Below are 24,290 nucleotides of genomic sequence, written 5' to 3'. Positions count from 1 at the left end.
GCGCACTTCTCGTGGGGGAGGGCTGTGCGGATGGGGGGTCCGCACCGCGGGCGGGGCGCCAGTCTCACATGACTCTCTGTGAGACGGAAGGGAAAACTCGCTCCGTGCCTGCGCGATCACTGAGACTCACCGCTGACGGGTGGTCGGCGCGCGGCCGACGGAACGGCGCTAACCGCCGCTGCAGGAGACGGTCGGCCAGGTCCAGGTGCCGTTGGTCTGGATGGTCACGCCCCAGTTGTTGCCGTTGCCGTTGGGTTTGGCGGTCAGTGTCTGGCTGGTGGGGTAGGTGGCGTTGGTGTTCCAGGTGGCGATGATCTTCTCCGGTGACGGGACGTTCATGGTGACCGTCCAGGTGCTGGAGCCGCTGACGGCGACGTTGAGGTTGTAGCGGTCGCTCCACGCCGTGCCCGCGGACAGCGTCGCCGTACAGCCTCCGGTGCCGCCACCGCCGCCCGAGCCGCCGCCGGAACCGGCGTCGCTCAGTGTGATGCTGGAGTTGCCGCTGCTCTGGTATCCCTCGGTCGCGAGGATCTGGTAGTTGAAGGTTCCCAGGTTCATCCCGTAGCGGGCCCAGGCGTCGAAGTGGTTGGCCGCGGTGATGGTGCCGCCGGTCCGCTTCGACTGCCGGACGCTCCAGTACTGGTTGAAGGTCCGCGTGCCCTCGATGGAGGGGGCGTTGTACCGCGTGGTCTCGTAGATGTCGTACGTGCCGCCGTCGGTGGTGACGGTGCCCTTGTACGTCCCGGTGGGCCGGTAGGTGCCCCAGTTGTCGACGACGTAGTACTCCACCAGCGGGCTGGTCGTCCATCCGTAGAGGGACAGGTACGCGTTGCCGGACGGGTTGAAGCTGCCCGAGTAGTTCACCGTCCGGCGCGCGCCGGTGGCCCAGCCCTTGCCGGCGACGAAGTTCCCGCTGTTGCTCCACGAGGTGCTGTAGCTGCCGCCGGAGCCCAGGTTCATGGAGGTCGATCCGCCGCCATCGGTCCAGAACGAGTAGAAGTAGCCGTTGTTCGTGCCGGTCTGGTTCGATGTGATCACCGTGTCGGCACGGGCGGTGCCGGCGAGGACCAGCGCGGCCACGACGGCCAGCGCGAGGGTCCAGGTACTCCTGAGTGTGCGCATACGTGCTTCCTCCTCTCTGACAACGGCGCCAGTGTTGGTCTGACCCTGCCAAGCGTCAATGGTTTCGGTGAATATTTCGAAATGTTCGTTTGGGTGAGGAGTCGCTGATCAGTACTCTTTCCTGGGGTGTTGTTGCCTGGAGTCCCATAGATCGAAATGTGAAGTGACACCTTCGAAACATTCGAAGTGCACTGCCCGGGCGACCTCACGAGGCAACTCGATAGCCTGCGCCGTATGTTCACCACCCGCCCCACCCTCCAGGGCACCTTCGGCATGGTGTCCTCCACGCACTGGCTGGCCTCGCAGACGGCGATGGCCGTGCTGGAGGACGGCGGCAACGCCTTCGACGCGGCCGTGGCGGGCGCCTTCGTGCTGCACGTCGTCGAGCCGCACCTCAACGGGCCCGCCGGCGAGGTGCCGGTCCTGCTCGCCCCGGCGGGCGGCGAGGTGCGCGTGCTGTGCGGGCAGGGCGTCGCGCCGGCGGGGGCGACGGCCGCGCACTACCGGGGCCTCGGTCTCGATCTCGTACCCGGTACGGGACCGCTCGCGGCGGCCGTCCCCGGCGCGTTCGACGCCTGGATGCTGCTCCTGCGCGACCACGGCACCAAGTCCCTCGACGACGTCCTGAAGTACGCCGTCGGATACGCCGAGCACGGGCACGCGCCCGTGGAGAACGTCGGCGCCACCGTGGAGACCGTACGGGAGCTGTTCGAGACGGAGTGGACCTCCTCGGCCCAGCTGTACCTCCCCGGCGGCCGGGCACCCCGGACCGGCGAGCTGCTGCGCAACCCCGCCCTCGCCGCCACCTGGAAGCGGCTGCTCGCCGAGACCGCCGGAGCCGGCGACCGAGAGGCGCGCATCGAGGCCGCGCGCGAGGTGTGGCGCACGGGCTTCATCGCCGAGGCGCTCGTCCGGCAGGCCGCCCGCCCCACCCTGGACACCAGCGGCGAGCGGCACACCGGCACGCTCACCGCCGCCGACCTCGCCGGGTGGTCCGCGAGTTACGAGACGCCGGTGACGCACGACTGGAACGGCTGGACCGTGTGCAAGGCCGGCCCCTGGAGCCAGGGCCCGGCCTTCCTCCAGCAGCTCGCCCTGCTCCCGCCCGAGCTGCCCCCGTACGGCTGTGCCGACTACGTCCACCTGCTCGTCGAGGGCTGCAAGCTCGCCATGGCCGACCGGGAGGCCTGGTACGGGGACGCCGCCGAGGTGCCCCTCGACACGCTGCTGTCGCAGGCGTACAACGACGGGCGGCGACGGCTCGTCGGCGAGGAGGCCTCGTACGAGCTGCGGCCCGGCAGCCCCGGCGGGCGGGCGCCCCGGCTGCCCGGGCACGCGCGCGTGACGGCCGACGAGGAACCCGGCTTCGACCCGATGGGCGTCGGCGAGCCCACCGTGATGAAGATCCCGGGCGAGCCCGAGATCACCGCCCATGGCGGCACCCGCGGCGACACCTGCCACCTCGACGTCGTCGACCGCTGGGGCAACATGATCGCCGCCACCCCCAGCGGCGGCTGGCTCCAGTCCAACCCGGTCGTCCCCGAACTCGGCTTCCCGCTCGGCACCCGGCTGCAGATGACCTGGCTGGAGGAGGGCCTGCCGAACACCCTCACCCCCGGCCGCCGCCCCCGCACCACCCTCACCCCCTCCCTCGCGCTGCGCGACGGCGTGCCCGTCCTGGCCTTCGGCACCCCCGGCGGCGACCAGCAGGACCAGTGGCAGCTGCACTTCTTCCTGGCCGTCGCCCTGCGCGCCCCCGTCCGCGGCGGCCTCGACCTCCAAGGCGCCATCGACGCACCCAACTGGCACAACGACAGCTTCCCGAGCTCCTTCTACCCGCGCGGCAGACGCCCCGGCAGCGTGACCGTCGAGTCCCGCCTCGACCCCGGGACCGTCGCGGAACTCCGGCGCCGCGGCCACGACGTCACGGTCGGCCCCGCCTGGTCCGAGGGCCGCCTGTGCGCGGTGGCCCGGGATCCGGAGAGCGGGATCCTGTCGGCGGCGGCCAATCCGCGGGGAATGCAGGGGTACGCGGTGGGACGCTGACACCGCCTCTGCCGCAAGGCGGCACCCCGCTTCTTCAACCCGATTCCACCCGGTGTCCACCACCCCGGCGGGGATTGTCAGTGCCACGTGCTCTCATGGAGGCATGATCGGACACACGGAAACCATCGACGAGTTTCTCGACACGTTCCTCACCCGCCACGCGGCCGACGTGGAGGAGGCCGTCCGCAAGGCCGCCGCCACCGAGATCCTGCCCCGCTTCCGCCGGCTCGCCGCGCACGAGGTCGACCAGAAGAGCGGACCGCACGACCTGGTCACCGACGCCGACCGCCTGGCGGAGCAGTACCTCACGGACAGGCTCGGCGCGCTGCTGCCCGGCTCCGTCGTCGTGGGCGAGGAGGCGGTGCACGCCAACCCGGCGACGTACGAGGCGATCCAGGGCGACGCGCCGGTCTGGATCATCGACCCCGTCGACGGCACCCGGCAGTTCGTGCACGGCGACGACGGCTTCTGCACCCTGGTCGCGCTCGCCCACCGCGGCCGCACGCTCGCCTCCTGGACCTACGCACCCGCCCTCGACCAACTGGCCACCGCCGCACGGGGCAAGGGCGCCTTCCTGGACGGCGAGCCGCTGCACGCCGGCACCCCCGCCCCCGGCCGGGACCTGCGCGTCGCCACCTCCCACCCGGACTACACCACGGACGAGCAGAAGCGCGCCCTGCTCGGCCTGTGGACCCCGGGCGTGGCCCCGCGCCCGTGCGGCTCGGCGGGCCTTGAGTACCTCGCCGTCGCCCGCGGCGAGTTGGACGCGACCGCCTTCTCCTGGGAGGCGGCCTGGGATCATGCCGCCGGGCTGCTGCTGGTCGAGGAGGCGGGCGGCGACCACCGCACGCTCGCGGGCGAGCCGTTCCGCATCACGGGCGGCAACGCCCTGCCCTTCACCGCGGCCCGGGACACGGCCACGGCCCGTCGTGTGGTGGAACTGCTGCGCGCCCCGGCCTGACCGGCCCGTCACCCGGCCGAAGCCACCCGCGCCGGGCACCGCCGGTGCACCGGCATATGCTGAGGCCGAGTGGCCATCGGCTGACGAAGGGGTCCCAAGGTGCCGTCGATGCTCGATGCGGTCGTGGTGGGTGCGGGACCGAACGGCCTGACGGCCGCCGTGGAACTGGCCCGCCGCGGCTTCTCCGTCGCCCTCTTCGAGGCCCGCGACACCGTGGGCGGGGGAGCCCGCACCGAAGAGCTCACCCTGCCCGGCTTCCGCCACGACCCCTGCTCCGCGGCCCACCCCCTCGGCATCAACTCGCCCGCCTTCCGCGCGATGCCCCTGGAGCGGTACGGCCTTCAGTGGCTGCACCCCGACCTGCCCATGGCGCACCCCTTCCCGGACGGCACGGCCGCCGTGCTGGCCCGGTCCGTCGCCGAGACGGCCGCCTCCTTCGGGCCGCGCGACGCCGGCGCGTACCGCAGGCTGATCGAGCCGTTCCTCGGCCGGTGGGACACCCTGGCCCGCGACTTCATGTCCCTGCCGCTCACCGCGCTGCCCCGGGACCCCGTCACCCTCGCCCGGTTCGGCCTGGCCGGGCTGCCGCCCTCCACCTGGCTGATGCGCCGCTTCCGCGACGAACGCGCCAAGACCCTCTTCGCCGGTCTCGTCGCCCACGTCATGGCCCCCCTCGACGGCTTCGCCACCGGCGCCATCGGCCTGGTCTTCGCGCTGTCCGCGCACGCCCGCGGCTGGCCCGTGGCCCGCGGCGGCTCCCAGTCCATCTCCGACGCCCTCGCCGCCTACCTCGAGGACCTCGGCGGCACCGTGCACACCGACTACGAGGTCAAGCGCCTGGACGACCTGCCGCCCGCCCGGGCGTACGTCTTCGACACCTCGCCCACCGCGCTGGCCCGCATCGCCGGCTTCGGCCGCACTTACGACGGCTACCGCTACGGCCCCGGCGTCTTCAAGATCGACTACGCGCTGGACGGCCCGGTGCCGTGGACCGCGCCCGAGGCACGCCGCGCCGGCACGGTGCAGATCGGCGCGAACAGCGCGGAGATCGGCACCGCCCTGCGCGCGGTGTTCCGGGACGGCCGCGCACCCGACCCGCCGTTCCTCATCACCGTGCAGCCCGGCGTCGCCGACCCCACCCGGGCCCCCGAGGGCAAACAGGTCTTCTGGGCGTACGGCCATGTGCCGCACGGCTGGACCGGCGACCTCACGGACGCCATAGAACGCCAGCTGGAGCGCTTCGCCCCCGGTTTCCGCGACCGCGTCCTGGCCCGCGCCACCGCCGGCCCGCCCGAACTGGCCGCCCGCAACGCCAACTACGTCGGCGGCGACATCGCCACCGGCGCGGTCTCCGGGCTGCAGCTCCTGCTGCGCCCCAAACTGTCCCTGTTCCCGTACCACACCCCCCATCCGGCCGTCTTCATCTGCTCGTCGGCCACCCCGCCGGGACCCGGCGTGCACGGCATGTCGGGGCACAACGCGGCCAAGGCCGTATGGAGGAGGCTGCGGCAGGCATGACCACCATCACCCTCGTGCGCGGCGACATCACCCGGCAGACCGCCGACGCGATCGTCAACGCGGCCAACTCCTCCCTCCTGGGCGGCTCAGGCGTCGACGGCGCGATCCACCGCCGCGGCGGCCCCGCGATCCTCGAGGACTGCCGCAAACTCCGCGCCTCCCACTACGGCAAAGGCCTGCCCACCGGCCGAGCGGTCGCCACCACGGCCGGTGACCTGGACGCCCGCTGGGTGATCCACACCGTCGGCCCGGTCTGGTCCTCCACCGAGGACCGCTCCGACCTGCTCGCCTCCTGCTACCGCGAATCACTCCGCGTGGCCGGTGAACTCGGCGCCCGCACGGTCGCCTTCCCGGCCGTCTCCACCGGCGTCTACGGCTGGCCGATGGACGACGGCGCCCGCATCGCGGTCGAGACGGTCCGCACCACGGAAACAACCGTCGAGGAGGTCCGGTTCGTCCTCTTCGACGAACGGGCGTACGAGGCGTTCGGCAACGCGGTCCGCTGAGCCGAGCGGCCCCGGCGGCCCGCGGGAAGCCGGCACGATGACCTCCGCTCGCCGCCGCCTCCTCGCCCGCAAGCCGAGGTGCGGTACCGGGCCGCGACCGACGCCCGGCGGCCCGGCATCCCGGACTGCCCGCCCGCTTCCTGGTCAGGCTGCTGCGCGACCGCGAGGCCGCCGAGGAGGCAGCCCGGAACCCCGGGCTGCCCGAAGACGTCATCCGTGCGCCGGCCGGCACCCAGGCGACCCAGGCGATCCGGGCAGACGCAGCACACACGAGGTTGATGTCGGATTCCCGCCAGCCCGGCCCGGGGCGACTGCGCGATCCTGGACGCATGCAGACAGGGATGCACACCGACCGGGAGCGCTGTGTGCGCGCCGTGCAGTCGAAGGACGCGCGCTTCGACGGCTGGTTCTTCACCGCCGTCCTGACCACCCGTATCTACTGCCGGCCCAGCTGCCCGGCCGTGCCGCCCAAGCCCGAGAACATGACCTTCTACCCGAGCGCGGCCGCCTGCCAGCAGGCCGGATTCCGGGCCTGCAAGCGCTGCCGCCCCGACACCAGCCCCGGCTCCCCGGAGTGGAACCAGCGCGCCGACCTGGTGGCCCGCGCCATGCGGCTGATCACCGACGGGGTCGTGGACCGCGACGGCGTGCCCGGCCTCGCCGCCCGCCTCGGCTACAGCACCCGGCAGGTGGAGCGGCAGCTCCTCGCCGAGCTGGGCGCCGGCCCGCTCGCGCTCGCCCGCGCCCAGCGCGCCCAGACCGCCCGTCTGCTCATCGAGACCACCGCGCTGCCCATGGCGGAGATCGCCTTCGCGGCCGGATTCTCCTCGATCCGAACCTTCAACGACACCGTCCGCGAGGTCTTCGCCCTCGCGCCCGGCGAACTGCGCGCCCGGGTACCGAAGCGGAACGCCCCCGGCACACCGGGCACACTCTCGCTGCGCCTGCCTTTCCGCGCCCCGCTCAACCCCGACAACCTCTTCGGGCACCTCGCGGCCACCGCCGTACCCGGCGTGGAGGAGTGGCGGGACGGCGCCTACCGGCGCACGCTCCGGCTGCCGTACGGCCACGGCATCGTCGCGCTGACCCCCGCCCCGGACCACATCGCCTGCCGCCTCACCCTCAGTGACCTGCGCGACCTGACCGTTGCCATCAGCCGCTGCCGCCGGCTGCTCGACCTGGACGCCGACCCGGTGGCCGTCGACGACCAGCTGCGCACCGACCCGCTGCTCGCGCCCCTGGTCGACAAGGCTCCCGGCCGGCGCGTGCCACGGACCGTCGACGAGGCGGAGTTCGCCATGCGGGCCGTGCTCGGCCAGCAGGTCTCCACGGCCGCCGCCCGCACCCACGCAGCCCGCCTGGTCACCGCCCACGGCAAGCCCGTCGACGACCCCGAAGGCGGACTCACCCACCTGTTCCCGCCGCCTCAGGCCCTCGCGGCCCTCGACCCGGAGGCACTGGCGATGCCCCGCACCCGGCGCACCACCTTCACCAACCTGATCCGCCAACTCACCGACGGTTCCCTCCACCTGGGCCTGGAGAGCGACTGGGCCGAAGCCCGCGCCCGGCTGCTCGCCCTGCCCGGCTTCGGCCCGTGGACGGTCGACGTCATCGCGATGCGCGCCCTCGGCGACCCCGACGCCTTCCTCCCCACCGACCTCGGAATCCGCCGCGCCGCCCAGGAGTTGGGCCTGCCCTCCACCCCGGCCGCCCTCACCGCCCGCGCGGCGGCCTGGCGGCCCTGGCGGGCGTACGCCGTGCAGTACCTGTGGGCGACCGACAGCCACCCCATCAACTTCCTCCCCGTGTAAGCCCGTACGAGCCCACGCAAGGACCTCCCATGAGCATGAAGATGAAGCAGCACACCGTCATCGACAGCCCCTACGGCCCGCTCACCCTCGTCGCCGACGCCGACGGCGTCCTGTGTGGCCTCTACATGACCGGCCAGCGTCACCGCCCGCCCGAGGAGACCTTCGGCGACCGCGACGACACGCTCTTCGCCGAGGCACAGGACCAGCTCAAGGCCTACTTCGCCGGGGAGTTGAAGGACTTCAGCCTCGAACTGCGCCTGAACGGCACCCCGTTCCAGCAAAGCGTCTGGGACCAGCTGCGCCGCATCCCCTACGGCGAGACCCGTTCCTACGGCGAACTCGCCGATGCCCTCGGCAACCGCGGCGCCTCCCGGGCCGTCGGCCTGGCCAACGGCAGGAACCCGATCGGCATCATCGTCCCCTGCCACCGGGTGATCGGCGCGGGCGGCTCCCTCACCGGCTACGGCGGCGGCCTCGACCGCAAGCAGCGCCTGCTGGACTTCGAGCGGGGCACGGCGCTGTTCTAGCCCGGGGAAGGACCGGAAGGACTAGGCGCCGTACTCCTGAGTCATCGCGGACAGCAGCCGCGGCAGCGCCGCGCCGATCGGTTCCCGTACGACCTCCTCGGCGAGGTCGTCGTACGGCGTCGGCTCGGCGTTGACGATGATCAGCCGGGCACCGTGGTCGGCGGCGACGCCGACCAGCCCCGCGGCCGGCTGCACCTGAAGGCTGCTGCCGACGGCGATGAACACCTGGCAGGCCTTGGCGATCGCCAGGGCGTCCCCCAGCACCACCGGGTCGAGCCGCTCCCCGAACATCACGGTCGCCGACTTCAGAACGCCGCCGCACTCCCGGCACGGCGGATCCTCCTCACCGGCCTCGACCCGGGCGAGGGCGTCCTCCATCGGCCCCCGCGCATGGCACTTGGTGCACACCACGCTACGCGCAGTGCCGTGCAGCTCCAGCACCTTGCGGGCGGGCAGCCCGGCGAGCTGGTGCAGCCCGTCCACGTTCTGCGTGATCACCCGCACCGGGAACCCGGCTCGCTCCAGCTCGGCCACCGCCCGGTGCGCGGCGTTCGGCTCGGCCTCCAGCGTCCGGTTCTGCCGCCGCATCTGCCACGACCGCCGCCGGATCTCCGGATCGCCCATGTAGTACTCGTACGTCACGAGTTTCTCGGCCTCCGGATCCCGCCGCCACAGCCCGCCCGGCCCGCGGTAGTCCGGGATACCGGAGTCGGTCGAGATACCGGCGCCGCTGAGGAGGGCGACGAGAGGTCTGGTCATGGGGCCGAGGGTAGGGCGGGGGACTCGGTGGCGGCGAACGGTTATCGGGCGCCGGGGGTCAGGTGAGCCCGCTGAACCGGGGCAGGGCCCGTACCAGGTCGGAGGGGAGGGCGATGCCGTCCTCGGTGGACGGGTCGACCGCCAGCCACAGGTCGTCGTCGGGCCAGTTCACGGCCAGCTCGACGACCGGGATCCTGATCGCCGTGGCCGGATCGGCCCCGGCGGCGGCCAGCGAGTCGTCCGACGTGAAGACGGGGACATAGCGGTTGCCGTCCTGCTCGATCACCGGCAGGGCGAGTGCGCCTTCGGGTGGCTGCTCACCTTCGGGTGGCAGCGCCTGCGGGACGAGGGCGACGCTGTTCGCGAGATCGATCAGCGCGGCCTGGGTGTCCTCCGCCGCCGCGGTCGCGTCGACCTGTGCGTCGCCTTCGGGATGCGGGGTGCTCATGGGGTGTCCTCCTCCGTCGCGTCCATGTGCGCGCCTGCGTCCATATGCGCGCCCGACGGCCCGAGTCCCTGCGCAGCCCTCCCTTAAACCGATCTTGGCCGACAAATAGGAGATATGGGAGATATTGGAGATACGGGATATGCGGGAAGGGTGGTCATCCGACGCGGTGGCCGTTCTCCAGCTCCGCCGTCCCCACACCCTCCGCCAGTACGTCCAGGCCGGCGAGGACGCGGCGGCCCGAGGAGCCGGGCAGGTGGGCGGCCAGTTCCTCGCGGGGGACGAGGCGCCAGGACAGGAGCTCCTCCTCCTGGAGGCGGATCGCCTTGAACTCGTCCTCGGCGAGCACCCCGCCGTCGTAGAGGTACGCCACCAGCGGCGGCCGTCCCGTCCCGTGCACCCAGTCCACCGCCAGCAGCCGGCCGAGCTCCACGTCGAGCCCGATCTCCTCCAGCGTCTCGCGGCGCGCCCCCTGGCGCGGTGTCTCCCCGTCGTCCGACTCGACCGTGCCGCCCGGCAGGGCCCAGCCCTCGCGGTAGTTCGGCTCGACGAGCAGCACCCGCCCCTCGGCGTCCCGGAAGAGCACGGCGGCACCGGCGAGGACACGCGGCAGGCCGGCGATGTACGTGGCGAAGTCTTGAGCGGTGGTCATTCACGCAGGGTATCCGGGCGCCGCCTGCCGGCCGTCCGCCGTGGCCAGGCGCAGGGTGCGTTCCGCCAGCGCGCTGATTCGTACGCCGTCGAAGCCGAACACCGCGCTGCGGACGGTGTCCTCCAGCGGGTCCTTCCACTGCGCCGGGATGGCCGCCGCACCGTTCAGGACACCGGCCACGGATCCGGCCGTGGCGCCGTTGGAGTCGGTGTCCAGGCCGCCGCGGACGGTGAGGGCGATGGTGCGGGTGAAGTCGCCGTCGCCGTACAGCAGGCCGGCGGTGAGCACGGCCGCGTTCGGGACGGTGTGGATCCAGCCGAGCCCGGCCGTCTCCTCGGACACCGTGGCGAGGGTGTCCTGCCACGTCATCCGGGCCCCGTGCAGGGCGGCGACCCGCCGCACCATACGGGCCAGGCGGCTGCTCGCCGGGACGACGGTGAGCGCGGTGTCCAGGGCGTGGCGCACGGTCGGGGCGGTGAACGCGGCCGAGACCAGCGCCGCCGCGAACATCGCCCCGTACACGCCGTTGCCGGTGTGGGACAGCACCGCGTCCCGGCGGGCCAGATCGGCGGCGCGGCGCGGGGCGCCCGGGCAGGTCCAGCCGTAGACGTCGGCGCGGATCAGGGCGCCGATCCACTCCTGGTACGGGTTGTCGTACGTGGCCGTCAGCGGCGGCTTGAGCCCGTTGGCGAGATTGCGGTACGCGGCCCGCTCCGCCGTGAACGTCTGGAGGTACGGCAGCCGCAGCAGCCACAGATCGCCGACCTGCTCGGTACTGAAGTCGAAGCCGTGGGTCTCCAGCAGGTGCAGGCCGAGGATGGCGTAGTCGACGTCGTCGTCGCGGCAGCTGCCGTGGATGTGGCCGCGCACGCACTGGCGCCACTCGGGACGCAGCTCGAGGCCGTCGCTCTCGTCGGCCGGTTCCGGGAGGTAGTCGGTGAGCGGCAGGGCGGCGGCCAGCCGCAGATAGCGGTCGATGCGCTCGCGCGTCCACACCTCGCCCTGCTCGACCGGTTTGCCGAGCATGTTCCCGGCGATCCGCCCGAGCCAGCCGCCCAGGACGCGGTCGGCGAGCTCCGGCTCGGTGCGCACAGCTGTCATGGCTGAGATGTACCCGGTTTACGGGGCGCGCACAGCCGGATGCCAGGAGGTTCCCAGGGTTCGGGCGGGGCATGACGCCGGAGGGCTCCGCCGGTTAAGGTCACAGCGGCGCGACTGGCCCTGACGTGCGACGGGCCCGGAGAGCAAGGGGAATGCAAGGTGGCGGACGCTTCTGTGGACGGGACCCGTCGGGTACTCGTCGCCGCGGACAAGTTCAAGGGCTCGCTGACGGCCGTGCAGGTCGCGGAGCGGGTGACGGCGGGTCTGCGTCGGGTCGTGCCGGACGTCGAGGTGGAGGCGCTGCCCGTCGCCGACGGGGGTGACGGGACCGTGGACGCGGCGGTGGCCGCCGGGTTCGAACGGCGCGAGGTCCGGGTCGCGGGGCCGCTGGGGCAGGACGTGACCGCCGCGTTCGCGCTGCGCGGCGGCACCGCGGTGGTGGAGATGGCCGAGGCGAGCGGGCTGCAGCGGCTGCCGGCCGGGGTCTTCGCGCCGCTCACGGCGTCCACGTACGGGTCCGGCGAGTTGCTGCGGGCCGCGCTGGACGCGGGGGCGCGGACCCTCGTGTTCGGCGTCGGCGGCAGCGCGACGACCGACGGCGGGGCCGGGATGCTGACGGCGCTGGGGGCGCGGTTCCTGGACGAGGAGGGGGAGCCGGTGCCGCCGGGCGGGGGCGGGCTGGCCGATCTCGCGCGTGCGGACCTGTCGGGTCTGGACCCGCGGCTGTCCTCGGTCGAGTTCGTGCTGGCCAGCGATGTGGACAACCCGCTGACCGGGCCGAAGGGGGCGCCCGCGGTGTACGGGCCGCAGAAGGGTGCCTCGCCGGACGACGTGGAAGCGCTGGACGCGGCGCTGGCGCACTACGCGAAGGTGCTGGAGGCCGCGGTCGGGCCTCAGGCGGCGGAGTACGCGGCGTCCGCGGGGGCGGGTGCCGCGGGGGGCATCGGATACGGTGCTCTGCTCCTCGGTGCCGTGTTCCGTCCCGGCATCGAGGTGATGCTCGACGTGCTGGGCTTCGCGCCCGCGCTGGCGTGGGCGGAGCTGGTGATCACCGGTGAGGGGTCCCTGGACGAGCAGACCCTGCACGGGAAGGCTCCCGCGGGGGTGGCCGCGGCGGCGCGGGCCGCGGGCAAGGAGGTCGTCGCGGTGTGCGGCCGGCTCGCCCTGCCGCCGGAGGCGCTCGGGCGGGCGGGGATCCGGCGGGCCTACCCGCTGACCGGCGTCGAGCCGGATGTCGCCGCGTGCATCGCTGACGCGGGCCCGATCCTGGAACGCGTGGCAGAATCCATCGCCCACGACTTCCTGACCTGACCCAGCCGTTTCCTCGCCCCCGCCGCCCCTACCCTTCCCATCCCCAGGGGCTCCGCCCCTCCAACCCCACCGGGGCTGCGCCCCCGGCCCCCGGCGGGGACTGCGTCCCCTGCACCCCTCTGGGGCCGCGCCCCTTCCCACCGGGGGCTGCGCCCCCTGGCCCAAGCGGGGACCGCGTCCCCTGCACCCCTCCGGGGGCTGCGCCCCCTGCCTCCGGCCGGCGTACGTCGCCTGCACCCCTCTGGGGCCGCGCCCCGGCCCAGGGCGGGGACTGCGTCCCCAGCACCCCGGAGGGGCCGTGCCCAGGTCCAGGGCGGGGACGGGACCCCAGCCCCGGCCTTGCGGGGACTGCGTCCCCTGCACTCTGGACGGCCGGGGCCCCCGGCGGGGACTGCGTCCCCCGCGCCCCTTCAGAGGGCTTTGGCCCTGGCTTTCTTTCTGGTGTGGCCGGCGTGTCGGTGCGTTGGGCGGGCTCGTGAAAGACGGAAGGCCCCGGACCGGGGAGGTCCAGGGCCAGCGTCAGGGTGAGCGTTACGGCAGTTGGGCCGCTCGGGCTTCGCGGCGGTTGTCGCGGAAGTTGTTCACCCGGCGGGCCGTGGCGAACAGGGGGATCACCGCGCCCATGACGAGTTGCAGGGCGCAGCCCGTCTGGAGGAGGAGCTGTCCGCTGGGGGCGTCGAAGGCCCAGGCGGCCAGGAGGCCCATGGAGAGGACGATCCAGGAGAGCATCGCGACCGCGAGGCGGCCCCGCGGCTTGGGGTACTCCACGCGGCTCACCATCAGCCACGCCGTGCCGAGGATGGCGAGGAGCGTCGCCACGAAGGGAAGCTCCAGCAGGACGATGGAGACCACCGTCAGCGCGCCGAACGGGGATGGCATGCCCTGGAACATGCCGTTCGCCGGTGTCACGCACGAGAAGCGCGCCAGGCGGAGGACCACGGCCAGGAGCACCACGATTGCCCCCAGCGCCGCCACTCTCTGGTGCGCGTCGTCCGCGACCATGCCGTAGACCAGCACGAAGTACGCCGGCGCCAGGCCGAAGCTGATCAGGTCGGAGAGGTTGTCCAGCTCCGCGCCCATCGGGGACGAGCGCAGCTTCCGCGCCACCAGGCCGTCGAACAGGTCGAAGACCGCCGCGCAGAGCATGAGGATGACCGCCGTGGCCGCGCTGTGCCGGGCCATGCCCGTTTCCTGGTCGCCCGTGAGGTGCGGGATCAGGATGCCGGTGGTGGTGAAGTACACCGCCATGAACCCGCACGTGGCGTTGCCGAGGGTGAGGGTGTCCGCTATCGAGAGGCGGAGAGAGAGCGGCATCTCCTCCTCTTCGGTCACCTCGTCCGCCTCAGGCACCCAGCCCGCCTGTGTCTCCGGATCAATCACGGTCAATGCGAGTCACCCCAGCCACGGTCTTCTGGCCGACCTCGACCGCGACCTCCACACCCTCGGGCAGGTAGAGGTCGACACGCGAGCCGAAGCGGATCAGACCGATACGGTCGCCCTGCTCGACCTTCGTCCCCTGCGGGATGTAAGGCACGATGCGACGGGCCACCGCGCCGGCGATCTGGATCATCTCGATGTCGCCGAGTTCGGTGTCGAAATGCCAGACTACGCGCTCGTTGTTCTCGCTCTCCTTGTTGAAGGCGGGAACGAAGCCACCGGGGATGTGTTCGACCGACGTCACCGTGCCCGACAGGGGCGCGCGGTTGACGTGGACGTTGAGCGGGCTCATGAAGATCGCGACGCGGGTACGCCCGTCCTTCCACGGCATGATGCTCTGCACCACACCGTCGGCGGGAGAGATGACCCGGCCCGGGGCGATCTCGCGCTCGGGGTCGCGGAAGAACCACAGCATGCCCGCCGCGAGCGCGGTGGCGGGCACGGCGACGGCCTTGGCGACGCCGGAGCGGCGTGCGCGGGCCAGGCTGAGGGCTGCGGTGGCGACGGTCGGGAGAAGCCACGGCGATGCTCCGCGCGCAAGGCGTACGCCGGCTCGGCTGTCGCGAGGTGCAGAGGTTTGGCTGTGGGGCATGGATGACCTTCGTAGCGGATGATGCCGCGCTGGAACGGGGGACGGCGGCTTTCCCGGGATCGTACCGGTCGCGGGCCGCAACTGGGCAAGCCAGGAAGCCGAGTCGGCGGCCGAAGAGCGTTGACGGGGTGTGATCTTCTTCTCGAAGAAAACACCCCGCATCCGGACAATCAGCCTTGGAACCGATACTCTTCGAGCAATCTGCGACCAATGATCATTTTCTGGATCTCGGCGGTACCTTCACCGATGAGCAGCATCGGAGCCTCACGGTAGAGGCGCTCGATCTCGTACTCCTTGGAGAAGCCGTAGCCGCCGTGGATCCGGAAGGCGTCCTCCACGACCTCCTTGCAGTACTCGGAGGCGAGGTACTTCGCCATGCCGGCCTCGAGGTCGTTACGCTCGCCGGAGTCCTTTTTGCGTGCCGCGTTGACCATCATGGCATGCGCGGCCTCGACCTTGGTAGCCATCTCCGCGAGCTTGAACTGGATCGCCTGGTGCTGGGCGATCGGCTTGCCGAACGTGTGCCGCTGCTGGGCGTACTGGACACCGAGCTCGAACGCACGCTGTGCGACACCGCAGCCACGGGCCGCCACGTTGACGCGGCCGACCTCCACGCCGTCCATCATTTGGTAAAAACCTCGGCCGGTGACGCCGCCGAGCACCCGATTGGCCGGAATTCGCAGTCCGTCCATGATCAGTTCGGTGGTGTCCACCCCCTTGTAACCCATTTTGTCGATCTTGCCGGGGATGGTGAGGCCGGGGCGGACCTCGCCGAACCCGGGCTCCTTCTCCACCAGGAAGGTCGTCATCGACTTGTGGGGCGCCGTACCCTCGGGGTGTCCTTCGTCACTTCGGACCAGGACGGCCACCAGGGACGAGGTACCGCCGTTCGTCAGCCACATCTTCTGGCCGTTCAGGACGTACTCCTCGCCGTCCTTCACCGCCTTGGACGTGATCGCCGACACATCGGAGCCGAGGCCCGGCTCCGACATGGAGAACGCGCCCCGGATGTCACCGGCCGCCATCCGGGGGAGGAAGTGGTCCTTCTGCTCCTGCGTGCCGTGCTGCTTGAGCATGTACGCCACGATGAAGTGCGTGTTGATGATGCCGGAGACCGACATCCAGCCCCGGGCGATCTCCTCCACGCACAGGGCGTAGGTGAGGAGCGACTCGCCCAGGCCCCCGTACTCCTCGGGGATCATCAGACCGAAGAGGCCGAGTTCCTTCAGGCCGTCCACGATCGCCTGCGGGTACTCGTCGCGGTGCTCCAGCTCGGTGGCGACCGGAATGATCTCCTTGTCGACAAAGTCCCGAACGGTGGAGAGGATCTCCTGCTGGACGTCGGTCAGACCGGCGGTCTGGGCGAGACGGGCCATGCCTACTTCTCCTGCTGCTTGAGTTCCGGGCGGCCCGGCTGCTCGCCGCCGCGCTCCTTGATGTACGTCTCGGTCGGCACCATCACCTTGCGGCGGAAGACGCACACCAGGGTGCCGTCCTGCTTGTAGCCCTTGGTCTCGACGTAGACGATCCCGCGGTCGTTCTTCGACTTCGACGGCCACTTGTCGAGGACGGTCGTCTCGCCGTAGATCGTGTCGCCGTGGAAGGTCGGCGCCACGTGCTTGAGCGACTCGATCTCCAGGTTGGCGATCGCCTTCCCGGAGACGTCCGGGACGGACATGCCGAGCAGGAGGGAGTAGATGTAGTTGCCCACGACGACGTTCTTGCCGAAGTCCGTGGTCTTCTCGGCGTAGTTGACGTCCATGTGGAGCGGGTGGTGGTTCATGGTGAGGAGACAGAACAGGTGGTCGTCGTACTCGGTGACCGTCTTGCCCGGCCAGTGCTTGTACGTCGCCCCGACCTCGAACTCCTCGTAGGTGCGCCCGAACTGCATGGTCCTCAGGCCTCCGGGATCTCGAACTTGCTGGTGCGCTGCATGCCGGCGGCGCGGCCCTTGCCGGAGATGACCAGGGCCATCTTGCGGCTGGCCTCGTCGATCATCTCGTCGCCGAGCATCGCGGAGCCCTTCTTGCCGCCCGCCTCGGACGTGTAGTAGTCGTACGCGTCCAGGATCAGCTCGGCGTGGTCATAGTCCTCCTGGGAGGGCGAGAAGATCTCGTTGGACGCCTCGACCTGTCCCGGGTGCAGCACCCACTTGCCGTCGAAGCCGAGCGCTGCGGCGCGCTGGGCGACCTCGCGGTAGCCGTCGATGTTGCGGATCTGGAGGTAGGGGCCGTCGATCGCCTGGAGGTTGTTGGCGCGGGCGGCCATCAGGATCTTCATCAGGATGTAGTGGTAGGCGTCCGCCGGGTAGCCGGGCGGCTGCTCGCCCACGACCAGCGACTTCATGTTGATCGACGCCATGAAGTCGGCCGGGCCGAAGATGATCGTCTCGACCCGCTGGGAGGCCGTCGCGATCTCGTTGACGTTGTTGAGGCCCTGGGCGTTCTCGATCTGTGCCTCGATGCCGATCTTGCCGACCTCGAAGCCCATGGTCTTCTCGATCTGCGTCAGCAGCAGGTCCAGCGCGACGACCTGCTGGGCCGTCTGCACCTTCGGCAGCATGATGCAGTCGAGGTTCTGGCCGGCGCCCTCGACGACCGTGACGACGTCGCGGTACGTCCATTCGGTCGTCCAGTCGTTGACGCGCACGACCCGCGTCTTGCCCGTCCAGTCGCCCTCGTTGAGGAACTTGACGATGGTGTGCCGCGCCTCGGGCTTGGCGAGCGGCGCGCACGCGTCCTCCAGGTCCAGGAAGACCTGGTCGGCGGGGAGGCCCTGCGCCTTCTCCAGGAAGCGGGGGTTGCTCCCGGGGACCGCGAGACAGGAGCGTCGCGGACGCAGACGGTTGACGGGCGTGGTCATGCGGGGACCTCCAGGGGGTCGAGCTTGTTCGCTTTCCGGATCTCGTCGACGATGCGGCCGATGATCCCGGTGATGTCGAAGTCCTTCGGGGTGAACACCGCGGCCACACCGGCGGCCCTCAGCTGTTCGGCGTCACCGTTCGGGATGATGCCACCTGCGATCACCGGTATATCTGTGGCACCGGCCACACGCAGCCGTTCGAGCACGTCCGGGACCAGCTGGGCGTGCGAGCCGGACAGGATCGACAGGCCCACCGCGTGCACGTCCTCGGCGAGGGCCGCGTCCACGATCTGCTCGGGCGTGAGCCGGATGCCCTGGTAGACCACCTCGAAGCCGGCGTCACGGGCCCGTACGGCGATCTGCTCGGCGCCGTTGGAGTGCCCGTCCAGACCGGGCTTGCCGACCAGGAAGCGCAGCTTGCCCACGCCCAGCTCACGGGCGGTGGCGTCCACCTTGGCGCGGACGTCGGCGAGCGCGGAGCCCGGCTCGGCGGCGACCGCCACCGGCGCGGACGACACCCCGGTGGGTGCCCGGAACTCGCCGAACACCTCGCGCAGGGCCCCGGCCCACTCACCGGTCGTGACGCCGGCGCGGGCGCACTCCAGTGTGGCCTCCATCAGGTTCTCGGTGCCCTTGGCGGCCTCCTTCAGCCGCTCCAGCGCCTTGCACGGGCGCGGGTGGTTGAAGGGCGGCTGATAGCGCGTGTCGCGCCAGTGCTGGAGCGAGGCGATGACGCGGGCCTCGACCGCCGGGTCGACCGTCATGATCGCGGTGTCCAGGTCGGCCGTCAGTGGGTTCGGCTCGGTGCCCTCGAAGGCGTTGACACCGATGATCTTCTCCTCGCCGGACTCGATCCGGGCCCGGCGCTCGGCGTGCGAGGCGACCAGCTGCGACTTGAGGTAGCCGGACTCGACGGCGGCCATCGCGCCGCCCATCTCCTGGATCCGCTCGATCTCGGCGAGGGACTCCTCGACGAGCTCGCCCACCTTCGCCTCGATCACCGTCGAGCCCGCGAAGATGTCCTCGTACTCCAGCAGGTCGCTCTCGTGCGCCAGCACCTGCTGGATGCGCAGGCTCCACTGCTGGTCCCAGGGCCGGGGCAGGCCCAGGGCCTCGTTCCAGGCGGGCAGCTGCACGGCACGCGCGCGTGCGTCCTTGGAGAGGGTCACGGCCAGCATCTCGAGCACGATCCGCTGGACGTTGTTCTCGGGCTGCGCTTCGGTCAGTCCGAGGGAGTTGACCTGGACGCCGTAGCGGAAGCGGCGGTGCTTGGGGTCCTCGATCCCGTACCGCTCGCGGGTGACCTTGTCCCAGATGCGGCCGAAGGCGCGCATCTTGCACATCTCCTCGACGAAGCGGACGCCCGCGTTCACGAAGAAGGAGATACGGCCGACGACATCGCCCATGCGCTCCTGCGGCACCTGCCCGGAGTCGCGCACGGCGTCGAGGACGGCGACCGCGGTGGACATCGCGTACGCGATCTCCTGGACCGGCGTGGCGCCCGCCTCCTGCAGGTGGTAGCTGCAGATGTTGATCGGGTTCCACTTCGGCATGTGGGAGACCGTGTACGCGATCATGTCGGTCGTCAGCCGGAGCGACGGCCCCGGCGGGAACACATGGGTGCCCCGGGACAGGTACTCCTTGACGATGTCGTTCTGGGTCGTGCCCTGGAGCTTGGTGATGTCCGCGCCCTGCTCCTCGGCGACGACCTGGTAGAGCGCCAGGAGCCACATGGCCGTGGCGTTGATCGTCATCGAGGTGTTCATCTGTTCCAGGGGGATGTCCTGGAACAGCCGGCGCATGTCACCGAGGTGCGCGACCGGCACCCCGACCCGGCCGACCTCGCCGCGGGCGAGGATGTGGTCGGAGTCGTAGCCGGTCTGCGTCGGCAGGTCGAACGCGACCGACAGGCCGGTCTGGCCCTTGGCGAGGTTGCGCCGGTACAGCTCGTTCGACGCCTCGGCGGTGGAGTGACCGGCGTACGTGCGCATGAGCCACGGCCGGTCCTTCTGACGCTCAGTCATCTATGGCCTCCGCGGTCCTCAGATGTTCCGGAAGCGGTTGATGGCGTCGATGTGCTGGGCGCGCTTGGCCTCGTCACGCACACCCAGGCCCTCCTCGGGGGACATGCACAGGACGCCGACCTTGCCCTGGTGGAGGTTGCGGTGCACGTCGTAGGCGGCCTGCCCGGTCTGCTCCAGGGAGTACACCTTCGACAGCGTCGGGTGGATCTTGCCCTTGGCGATGAGGCGGTTGGCCTCCCAGGCCTCGCGGTAGTTGGCGAAGTGGGAGCCGATGATCCGCTTCAGGGACATCCACAGGTAGCGGTTGTCGTACTCGTGCATGTAGCCCGAGGTCGAGGCGCAGGTGGTGATGGTGCCGCCCTTGCGGGTGACGAACACGGAGGCGCCGAAGGTCTCGCGGCCGGGGTGCTCGAAGACGATGTCGATGTCCTCGCCGCCGGTGAGCTCGCGGATGCGCTTGCCGAAGCGCTTCCACTCCTTCGGGTCCTGGGTGTTCTCGTCCTTCCAGAACTTGTAACCCTCGGCGGTGCGGTCGATGATCGCCTCGGCGCCCATCGAGCGGCAGATCTCCGCCTTCTGCGGGCTGGAGACGACACAGATCGGGTTGGCGCCGCCGGCCAGCGCGAACTGGGTGGCGTAACTGCCGAGGCCGCCGCTCGCGCCCCAGATGAGCACGTTGTCGCCCTGCTTCATGCCGGCGCCGTTGCGGGAGACCAGCTGGCGGTAGGCGGTGGAGTTGACCAGGCCCGGGGCGGCGGCCTCTTCCCAGCTGAGGTGGTCGGGCTTCGGCATCAGCTGGTTGGACTTGACGAGTGCGATCTCGGCGAGGCCGCCGAAGTTGGTCTCGAAGCCCCAGATGCGCTGCTCGGGGTCGAGCATGGTGTCGTTGTGGCCGTCGCTCGACTCCAGCTCCACGCTCAGACAGTGCGCGACGACCTCGTCACCGGGCTTCCAGGCGTTGACGCCGGGGCCGGTGCGCAGGACGACGCCCGCGAGGTCGGAGCCGATGATGTGGTACGGCAGGTCGTGCCGCTTGGCCAGCTCGTTGGTGCGGCCGTAGCGCTCCAGGAAGCCGAACGTCGACAGCGGCTCGAAGATCGACGTCCACACGGAGTTGTAGTTGACCGAGGAGGCCATGACGGCCACCAGGGCCTCGCCCGGGCCGAGCTCGGGCAGCGGCACCTCGTCGAGGTGGATCGACTTGCGCGGGTCCTTGTCGCGGGTCGTGAGACCCGCGAACATCTCCGTCTCGTCCTTGTGCACGGTGATCGCGCGGTACGACTCGGGGAGCGGCAGGGCGGCGAAGTCGGCGGACGTGGCGTCCTTCGACTGGATCGCGTCCAGGATGTCCTTCACGGTCACGGTGTTGCCTCCGGCGGTGAGCGCCCTGAGGGAGGGGCGCTGAGGGTTCGTCGGTGCTGCGATGAGTGCTGCTGAGGGTGGGGTGAAAAGGTGCCGTCGGTTCGGCGGGTGGTGCTTCGGCAGCGCTTTGTGGCGCGGGAGGTTGCCTGTGACGCAGGCGTCCGGGCGCGCAGGCCGTCCGGCTTGCGGGGACAGCCGACGCGCGAAAGGTCGCTGCGCGCCGGCCGCCCGGACTCCTTCAACGTATGACACCCCGTGTCATGTCGCAAGGCACTGAGTGCCAGAACTTCCCCTCACCTGAAATCTTTACGTAACAAATGAGCGATGATCGATCGAACGGGCTCTGAAATCCGCGCGAAAAAGTGCTCTGACATGCCAAAACGGCCACCCGGTGGGGTGGCCGTCATCACAGTGGCAAAGGTGCCCGAGAGGGCGCTCAGCGGTCCTTGAGGGCCTCCTCGATGGTCCGCATGACCTCGTCCAGCGGGGCGTCGGTGCGCGCGACCGTCACCAGCACCTCGCCGTGCGGGGCGACCGCCGCCGGGGCCGGTCTGGGAGCGGTGTCGCGCCCGGCGCCGATGCCGGTGCCGAAGGTCTTCCGCACGATCGCGAAGGCGTGGTCGAGCTGGGCCTCGACATCGCCCTGCCCGCCGGCCCTGAGCCAGCGGCGCAGGACGTGGTTGTGGGCGGTGACCACGGCGGACGCGGCGACCTCCGCCAACAGCGGGTCGTCGTTGGCGTCGTCGTCGTGCGCGTGCTCGTCGAAGTGGCCGAGGAGATAGCGGGTGAACAGACGTTCGTAGCGGGCCACCGACGCGATCTCCGCCTCACGCAGGGTGGGCACCTCGCGCGTCAGCTTGTAGCGGGCGACCGAGATCTCCGGCCGGGCCGCGTACATCTTCATGACTTCCTTGATGCCGCGGCACACGGTGTCGAGCGGGTGCTCGTGCGCGGGGGCGGCGTTGAGGACCGCCTCGGCGCGGATCAGTGTGTCGTCGTGGTCGGGGAAGATCGCCTCTTCCTTGGAGCGGAAGTGGCGGAAGAAGGTGCGGCGCGCGACCCCGGCCGCGGCCGCGATCTCGTCGACGGTGGTCGCCTCGTACCCCTTGGTCGCGAACAACTCCATCGCGGCTGCCGCCAGTTCTCGGCGCATCTTGAGCCGCTGGGCGGCGGCACGGCCGCCTGCGGCACTTTCCGGCGCGTCGGGCGTAGCTGGTGTACGGGAGGACCTGGCGGGCTGGGACATGACCCGAACGTACTGCATGCGCGCAGCTCGATGCGCAGGTCCGGGGTTTCCCCCGCCCTTCGGGGGCGGGGGGCCGCCGGCGGTGTCGAGCAGTCCGCCCCAGTCGCCGGGACGGTCAGCGGCGGGCATATTCGCGGAAGCCGCGGCCGGTCTTGCGACCGAGGCAGCCCGCGGCCACCAGGTGCTCCAGGAGCGGCGCCGGGGCCAGCCCCGGGTCGCGGAACTCGCGGTGCAGCACCTTCTCGATCGCCAGGGAGACGTCGAGGCCGACCACGTCCAGGAGTTCGAAGGGGCCCATCGGGTAGCCGCCGCCCAGCTTCATCGCCGCGTCGATGTCGTCCAGGGACGCGTAGTGCTCCTGCACCATCTTGACCGCGTTGTTCAGGTACGGGAACAGCAGCGCGTTCACGATGAAGCCGGCGCGGTCACCGCAGTCCACGGCGTGCTTCCTGATCCTGACGCAGACCTCGCGGACCGTGGCGTGCACGTCCTCGGCCGTCAGCACCGTACGGACGACCTCGACCAGCTTCATCGCCGGAGCCGGGTTGAAGAAGTGCATGCCGATCACGTCCTGCGGACGCGAGGTGGCACGGGCGCAGGCGACGACCGGCAGCGAGGAGGTGGTGGTCGCCAGGACCGCGCCCGGCTTGCAGATCTTGTCCAGCGTCGCGAACAGCTGCCGCTTGACCTCCAGGTCCTCGGCGACCGCCTCGACGGCCAGGTCCACGTCCGCGAACGCCTCGTAGGAGCCCGCCGGGGTGATCCGGTCCAGGGTCTCGGCGGCGGCCTCGGCGGTCAGCCGGCCCTTGTCGACGGAGCGGGCCAGGGACTTGCCGATGCGGGCCTTCGCGGTCTGCGCCTTCTCCTCGCTGCGGGCGGCCAGGACGACGTCGTACCCGGCCTTGGCGAAGACCTCGGCGATGCCGGAGGCCATGGTGCCGGAGCCCGCGACGCCGACGGAGCGGACCGGGCGGCCCGAGGCCTCGGAGCCCGTGGAGGCGGGCGTCAGGGCGTCCGGCACGACGGTCGCGCTGCCCGGCGCCTCGTACGTGTAGAAGCCGCGCCCCGACTTGCGGCCGGTCAGGCCCGCCTCGCTGAGCTGCTTCAGGATCGGGGCGGGGGCGTGCAGCCGGTCGCGGGACTCGGCGTACATGGCGTCCAGGACGGTCCGCGCGGTGTCGACGCCGATCAGGTCCAGCAGCGCGAGGGGACCCATCGGCAGGCCGCAGCCGAGCCGCATCGCGGCGTCGATGTCCTCGCGGGAGGCGTACTTCGCCTCGTACATCGCGGCGGCCTGGTTGAGGTAGCCGAACAGCAGGCCGTCCGCGACGAAACCGGGGCGGTCGCCGACCGCGACGGGCTCCTTGCCGAGGTCGAGGGCGAGATTCGTGACCGCGGTGACGGCCGCCGGCGCGGTCAGCACGGAGGAGACGACCTCGACCAGCTTCATCGCCGGGGCCGGGTTGAAGAAGTGCAGGCCCAGCACCCGCTCGGGGCGGGCGGAGTCGGCGGCCAGCCGGGTCACCGACAGGGCGTTGGTGCCGGTCGCCAGGATCGTCTCCGGCCGCACGACGCCGTCGAGTTCACGGAATATCTGGTGCTTGACCTCGTACGACTCCGGGGCCACCTCGATGACGAGGTCGGCGTCGGCGGCGGCCGTGAGGTCGGTCGCGGTGCGCACCCGGCCGAGGAGGTCCGCGCGCTCCTGCTCGGTGAGCTTCCCGCGCTGCACGGCGCGGGCGGTGGAGGACTCCAGCGCGGCGACGGACCTCGCGGCCTGGGCCTCGCTGATGTCGATGCCGATCACCTCGCGGCCGGCCTTGGCGAGGACCTCGGCGATGCCGGTGCCCATCGTGCCGAGGCCGACGACGGCAATGGTCTTGAGCTGGGACAGAGGGGTGTCGGACAGGGGAGTGGCCATCGCGGACTCCAGGAATGAGGGTGACGACGAGGACGCGCCGGGTGCGCCGGAGGGGCGCACACCGGGGCGTGCACAGCTGCGTGAATG

The 24,290-nt window shown here is 71.2% G+C and carries 21 protein-coding genes; 7 read left to right on the top strand and 14 right to left on the bottom strand.

The genetic code is table 11. From position 1 onward, the window contains the following. Positions 1-168 precede the first annotated feature (168 nt). On the bottom strand, positions 169-1,122 hold the full coding sequence (locus ACH45E_RS23300; RefSeq protein WP_361439360.1) for a glycoside hydrolase family 11 protein: 954 nt from the start codon (positions 1,120-1,122) through the stop codon (positions 169-171). Between the two features lie 234 nt (positions 1,123-1,356). Here ACH45E_RS23300 and ACH45E_RS23295 point away from each other — a divergent pair, with 234 nt between their 5' ends. The 6 genes from ACH45E_RS23295 (at position 1,357) to ACH45E_RS23270 (ending at position 8,491) form a co-directional block, all read left to right on the top strand. After that, positions 1,357-3,168 (top strand): gamma-glutamyltransferase, encoded by a 1,812-nt coding sequence (locus ACH45E_RS23295; RefSeq protein WP_361439358.1) that lies wholly within the window; start codon positions 1,357-1,359, stop codon positions 3,166-3,168. A 103-nt stretch (positions 3,169-3,271) separates the two neighbouring features. Beyond that, positions 3,272-4,129 (top strand): inositol monophosphatase family protein, encoded by an 858-nt coding sequence (locus ACH45E_RS23290; RefSeq protein ID WP_361439356.1) that lies wholly within the window; start codon positions 3,272-3,274, stop codon positions 4,127-4,129. Positions 4,130-4,237: 108 nt separating this feature from the next. Further along, the gene (locus ACH45E_RS23285) at positions 4,238-5,647 is read left to right on the top strand and encodes an NAD(P)/FAD-dependent oxidoreductase (RefSeq protein WP_361439354.1); all 1,410 of its coding nucleotides are present in this window, start codon (positions 4,238-4,240) and stop codon (positions 5,645-5,647) included. Then, entirely contained in the window at positions 5,644-6,153 is a 510-nt protein-coding gene (locus ACH45E_RS23280; RefSeq protein WP_361439352.1) for an O-acetyl-ADP-ribose deacetylase, read from the top strand. Before ACH45E_RS23285 ends, ACH45E_RS23280 begins: the two co-directional genes overlap by 4 nt. A 341-nt stretch (positions 6,154-6,494) precedes the next feature. Beyond that, positions 6,495-7,964, top strand: coding sequence for an AlkA N-terminal domain-containing protein (locus ACH45E_RS23275; RefSeq protein WP_361440228.1), 1,470 nt, complete (start codon positions 6,495-6,497; stop codon positions 7,962-7,964). A 41-nt stretch (positions 7,965-8,005) separates the two neighbouring features. Beyond that, complete coding sequence (locus tag ACH45E_RS23270) at positions 8,006-8,491, top strand: methylated-DNA--[protein]-cysteine S-methyltransferase (protein ID WP_361440225.1); 486 nt, start codon at positions 8,006-8,008, stop codon at positions 8,489-8,491. Positions 8,492-8,512: 21 nt separating this feature from the next. Here the strand turns inward: ACH45E_RS23270 and ACH45E_RS23265 are convergent, their stop codons facing one another. The 4 genes from ACH45E_RS23265 to ACH45E_RS23250 all read right to left on the bottom strand — a co-directional run bounded on the left by ACH45E_RS23265 (position 8,513) and on the right by ACH45E_RS23250 (position 11,448). Continuing rightward, on the bottom strand, positions 8,513-9,250 hold the full coding sequence (locus tag ACH45E_RS23265) for a Sir2 family NAD-dependent protein deacetylase (protein ID WP_361439351.1): 738 nt from the start codon (positions 9,248-9,250) through the stop codon (positions 8,513-8,515). Positions 9,251-9,308: 58 nt separating this feature from the next. Then, the gene (locus ACH45E_RS23260) at positions 9,309-9,698 is read right to left on the bottom strand and encodes an SseB family protein (RefSeq protein ID WP_361439350.1); all 390 of its coding nucleotides are present in this window, start codon (positions 9,696-9,698) and stop codon (positions 9,309-9,311) included. Between the two features lie 154 nt (positions 9,699-9,852). Next, positions 9,853-10,347: an NUDIX hydrolase gene (locus tag ACH45E_RS23255; protein WP_361439348.1), complete on the bottom strand. Its 495-nt coding sequence runs from the start codon at positions 10,345-10,347 to the stop codon at positions 9,853-9,855. Continuing rightward, entirely contained in the window at positions 10,348-11,448 is a 1,101-nt protein-coding gene (locus ACH45E_RS23250; protein WP_361439346.1) for an ADP-ribosylglycohydrolase family protein, read from the bottom strand. Between the two features lie 174 nt (positions 11,449-11,622). Between ACH45E_RS23250 and ACH45E_RS23245 the strand changes: the two genes are divergently transcribed. After that, positions 11,623-12,759: a glycerate kinase gene (locus ACH45E_RS23245; protein WP_361439344.1), complete on the top strand. Its 1,137-nt coding sequence runs from the start codon at positions 11,623-11,625 to the stop codon at positions 12,757-12,759. Between the two features lie 531 nt (positions 12,760-13,290). Here the strand turns inward: ACH45E_RS23245 and pssA are convergent. The 9 genes from pssA to ACH45E_RS23200 form a co-directional block, all read right to left on the bottom strand. Beyond that, positions 13,291-14,109, bottom strand: a complete 819-nt coding sequence (gene pssA, locus ACH45E_RS23240; protein ID WP_361440222.1) for a CDP-diacylglycerol--serine O-phosphatidyltransferase — start codon at positions 14,107-14,109, stop codon at positions 13,291-13,293. A gap of 22 nt (positions 14,110-14,131) precedes the next feature. Further along, the gene (locus tag ACH45E_RS23235; protein WP_361440219.1) at positions 14,132-14,788 is read right to left on the bottom strand and encodes a phosphatidylserine decarboxylase; all 657 of its coding nucleotides are present in this window, start codon (positions 14,786-14,788) and stop codon (positions 14,132-14,134) included. Between the two features lie 170 nt (positions 14,789-14,958). Further along, positions 14,959-16,164, bottom strand: a complete 1,206-nt coding sequence (locus ACH45E_RS23230; RefSeq protein WP_361439342.1) for an acyl-CoA dehydrogenase family protein — start codon at positions 16,162-16,164, stop codon at positions 14,959-14,961. A 2-nt stretch (positions 16,165-16,166) separates the two neighbouring features. Beyond that, complete coding sequence (locus ACH45E_RS23225) at positions 16,167-16,679, bottom strand: MaoC family dehydratase (protein ID WP_361439340.1); 513 nt, start codon at positions 16,677-16,679, stop codon at positions 16,167-16,169. 5 nt (positions 16,680-16,684) lie between these two features. Next, entirely contained in the window at positions 16,685-17,650 is a 966-nt protein-coding gene (locus ACH45E_RS23220) for a CoA ester lyase (RefSeq protein WP_099932428.1), read from the bottom strand. Further along, complete coding sequence (locus ACH45E_RS23215) at positions 17,647-19,674, bottom strand: protein meaA (RefSeq protein ID WP_361439338.1); 2,028 nt, start codon at positions 19,672-19,674, stop codon at positions 17,647-17,649. Before ACH45E_RS23215 ends, ACH45E_RS23220 begins: the two co-directional genes overlap by 4 nt. A gap of 18 nt (positions 19,675-19,692) precedes the next feature. Beyond that, entirely contained in the window at positions 19,693-21,036 is a 1,344-nt protein-coding gene (gene ccrA, locus ACH45E_RS23210) for a crotonyl-CoA carboxylase/reductase (RefSeq protein WP_361439336.1), read from the bottom strand. 436 nt (positions 21,037-21,472) lie between these two features. After that, positions 21,473-22,282 carry a TetR family transcriptional regulator gene (locus ACH45E_RS23205; protein ID WP_361439334.1) on the bottom strand — a complete coding sequence of 270 codons (810 nt, stop codon included), beginning with the start codon at positions 22,280-22,282 and terminating at the stop codon, positions 21,473-21,475. A gap of 115 nt (positions 22,283-22,397) precedes the next feature. Beyond that, positions 22,398-24,203, bottom strand: coding sequence for a 3-hydroxyacyl-CoA dehydrogenase family protein (locus tag ACH45E_RS23200; protein ID WP_361439332.1), 1,806 nt, complete (start codon positions 24,201-24,203; stop codon positions 22,398-22,400). Between the last annotated feature and the right edge of the window lie 87 nt (positions 24,204-24,290).

Origin of the sequence: Streptomyces sp. NPDC020299 (genome assembly GCF_044387825.1) — a bacterium.
Classification (GTDB): domain Bacteria; phylum Actinomycetota; class Actinomycetes; order Streptomycetales; family Streptomycetaceae; genus Streptomyces.
Note: the sequence above shows the minus strand (reverse complement) of the source record. Positions and strands in the feature narration are given on the sequence as shown.

Coding starts and splice junctions, on each gene's coding strand:
- ACH45E_RS23300 (WP_361439360.1), bottom strand. CDS start 1,122: ATGCGCACACTCAGGAGTACCTGGACCCTCGCGCTGGCCGTCGTGGCC.
- ACH45E_RS23295 (WP_361439358.1), top strand. CDS start 1,357: ATGTTCACCACCCGCCCCACCCTCCAGGGCACCTTCGGCATGGTGTCC.
- ACH45E_RS23290 (WP_361439356.1), top strand. CDS start 3,272: ATGATCGGACACACGGAAACCATCGACGAGTTTCTCGACACGTTCCTC.
- ACH45E_RS23285 (WP_361439354.1), top strand. CDS start 4,238: ATGCTCGATGCGGTCGTGGTGGGTGCGGGACCGAACGGCCTGACGGCC.
- ACH45E_RS23280 (WP_361439352.1), top strand. CDS start 5,644: ATGACCACCATCACCCTCGTGCGCGGCGACATCACCCGGCAGACCGCC.
- ACH45E_RS23275 (WP_361440228.1), top strand. CDS start 6,495: ATGCACACCGACCGGGAGCGCTGTGTGCGCGCCGTGCAGTCGAAGGAC.
- ACH45E_RS23270 (WP_361440225.1), top strand. CDS start 8,006: ATGAAGCAGCACACCGTCATCGACAGCCCCTACGGCCCGCTCACCCTC.
- ACH45E_RS23265 (WP_361439351.1), bottom strand. CDS start 9,250: ATGACCAGACCTCTCGTCGCCCTCCTCAGCGGCGCCGGTATCTCGACC.
- ACH45E_RS23260 (WP_361439350.1), bottom strand. CDS start 9,698: ATGAGCACCCCGCATCCCGAAGGCGACGCACAGGTCGACGCGACCGCG.
- ACH45E_RS23255 (WP_361439348.1), bottom strand. CDS start 10,347: ATGACCACCGCTCAAGACTTCGCCACGTACATCGCCGGCCTGCCGCGT.
- ACH45E_RS23250 (WP_361439346.1), bottom strand. CDS start 11,448: ATGACAGCTGTGCGCACCGAGCCGGAGCTCGCCGACCGCGTCCTGGGC.
- ACH45E_RS23235 (WP_361440219.1), bottom strand. CDS start 14,788: ATGCCCCACAGCCAAACCTCTGCACCTCGCGACAGCCGAGCCGGCGTA.
- ACH45E_RS23230 (WP_361439342.1), bottom strand. CDS start 16,164: ATGGCCCGTCTCGCCCAGACCGCCGGTCTGACCGACGTCCAGCAGGAG.
- ACH45E_RS23225 (WP_361439340.1), bottom strand. CDS start 16,679: ATGCAGTTCGGGCGCACCTACGAGGAGTTCGAGGTCGGGGCGACGTAC.
- ACH45E_RS23220 (WP_099932428.1), bottom strand. CDS start 17,650: ATGACCACGCCCGTCAACCGTCTGCGTCCGCGACGCTCCTGTCTCGCG.
- ACH45E_RS23215 (WP_361439338.1), bottom strand. CDS start 19,674: ATGACTGAGCGTCAGAAGGACCGGCCGTGGCTCATGCGCACGTACGCC.
- ACH45E_RS23205 (WP_361439334.1), bottom strand. CDS start 22,282: ATGTCCCAGCCCGCCAGGTCCTCCCGTACACCAGCTACGCCCGACGCG.
- ACH45E_RS23200 (WP_361439332.1), bottom strand. CDS start 24,203: ATGGCCACTCCCCTGTCCGACACCCCTCTGTCCCAGCTCAAGACCATT.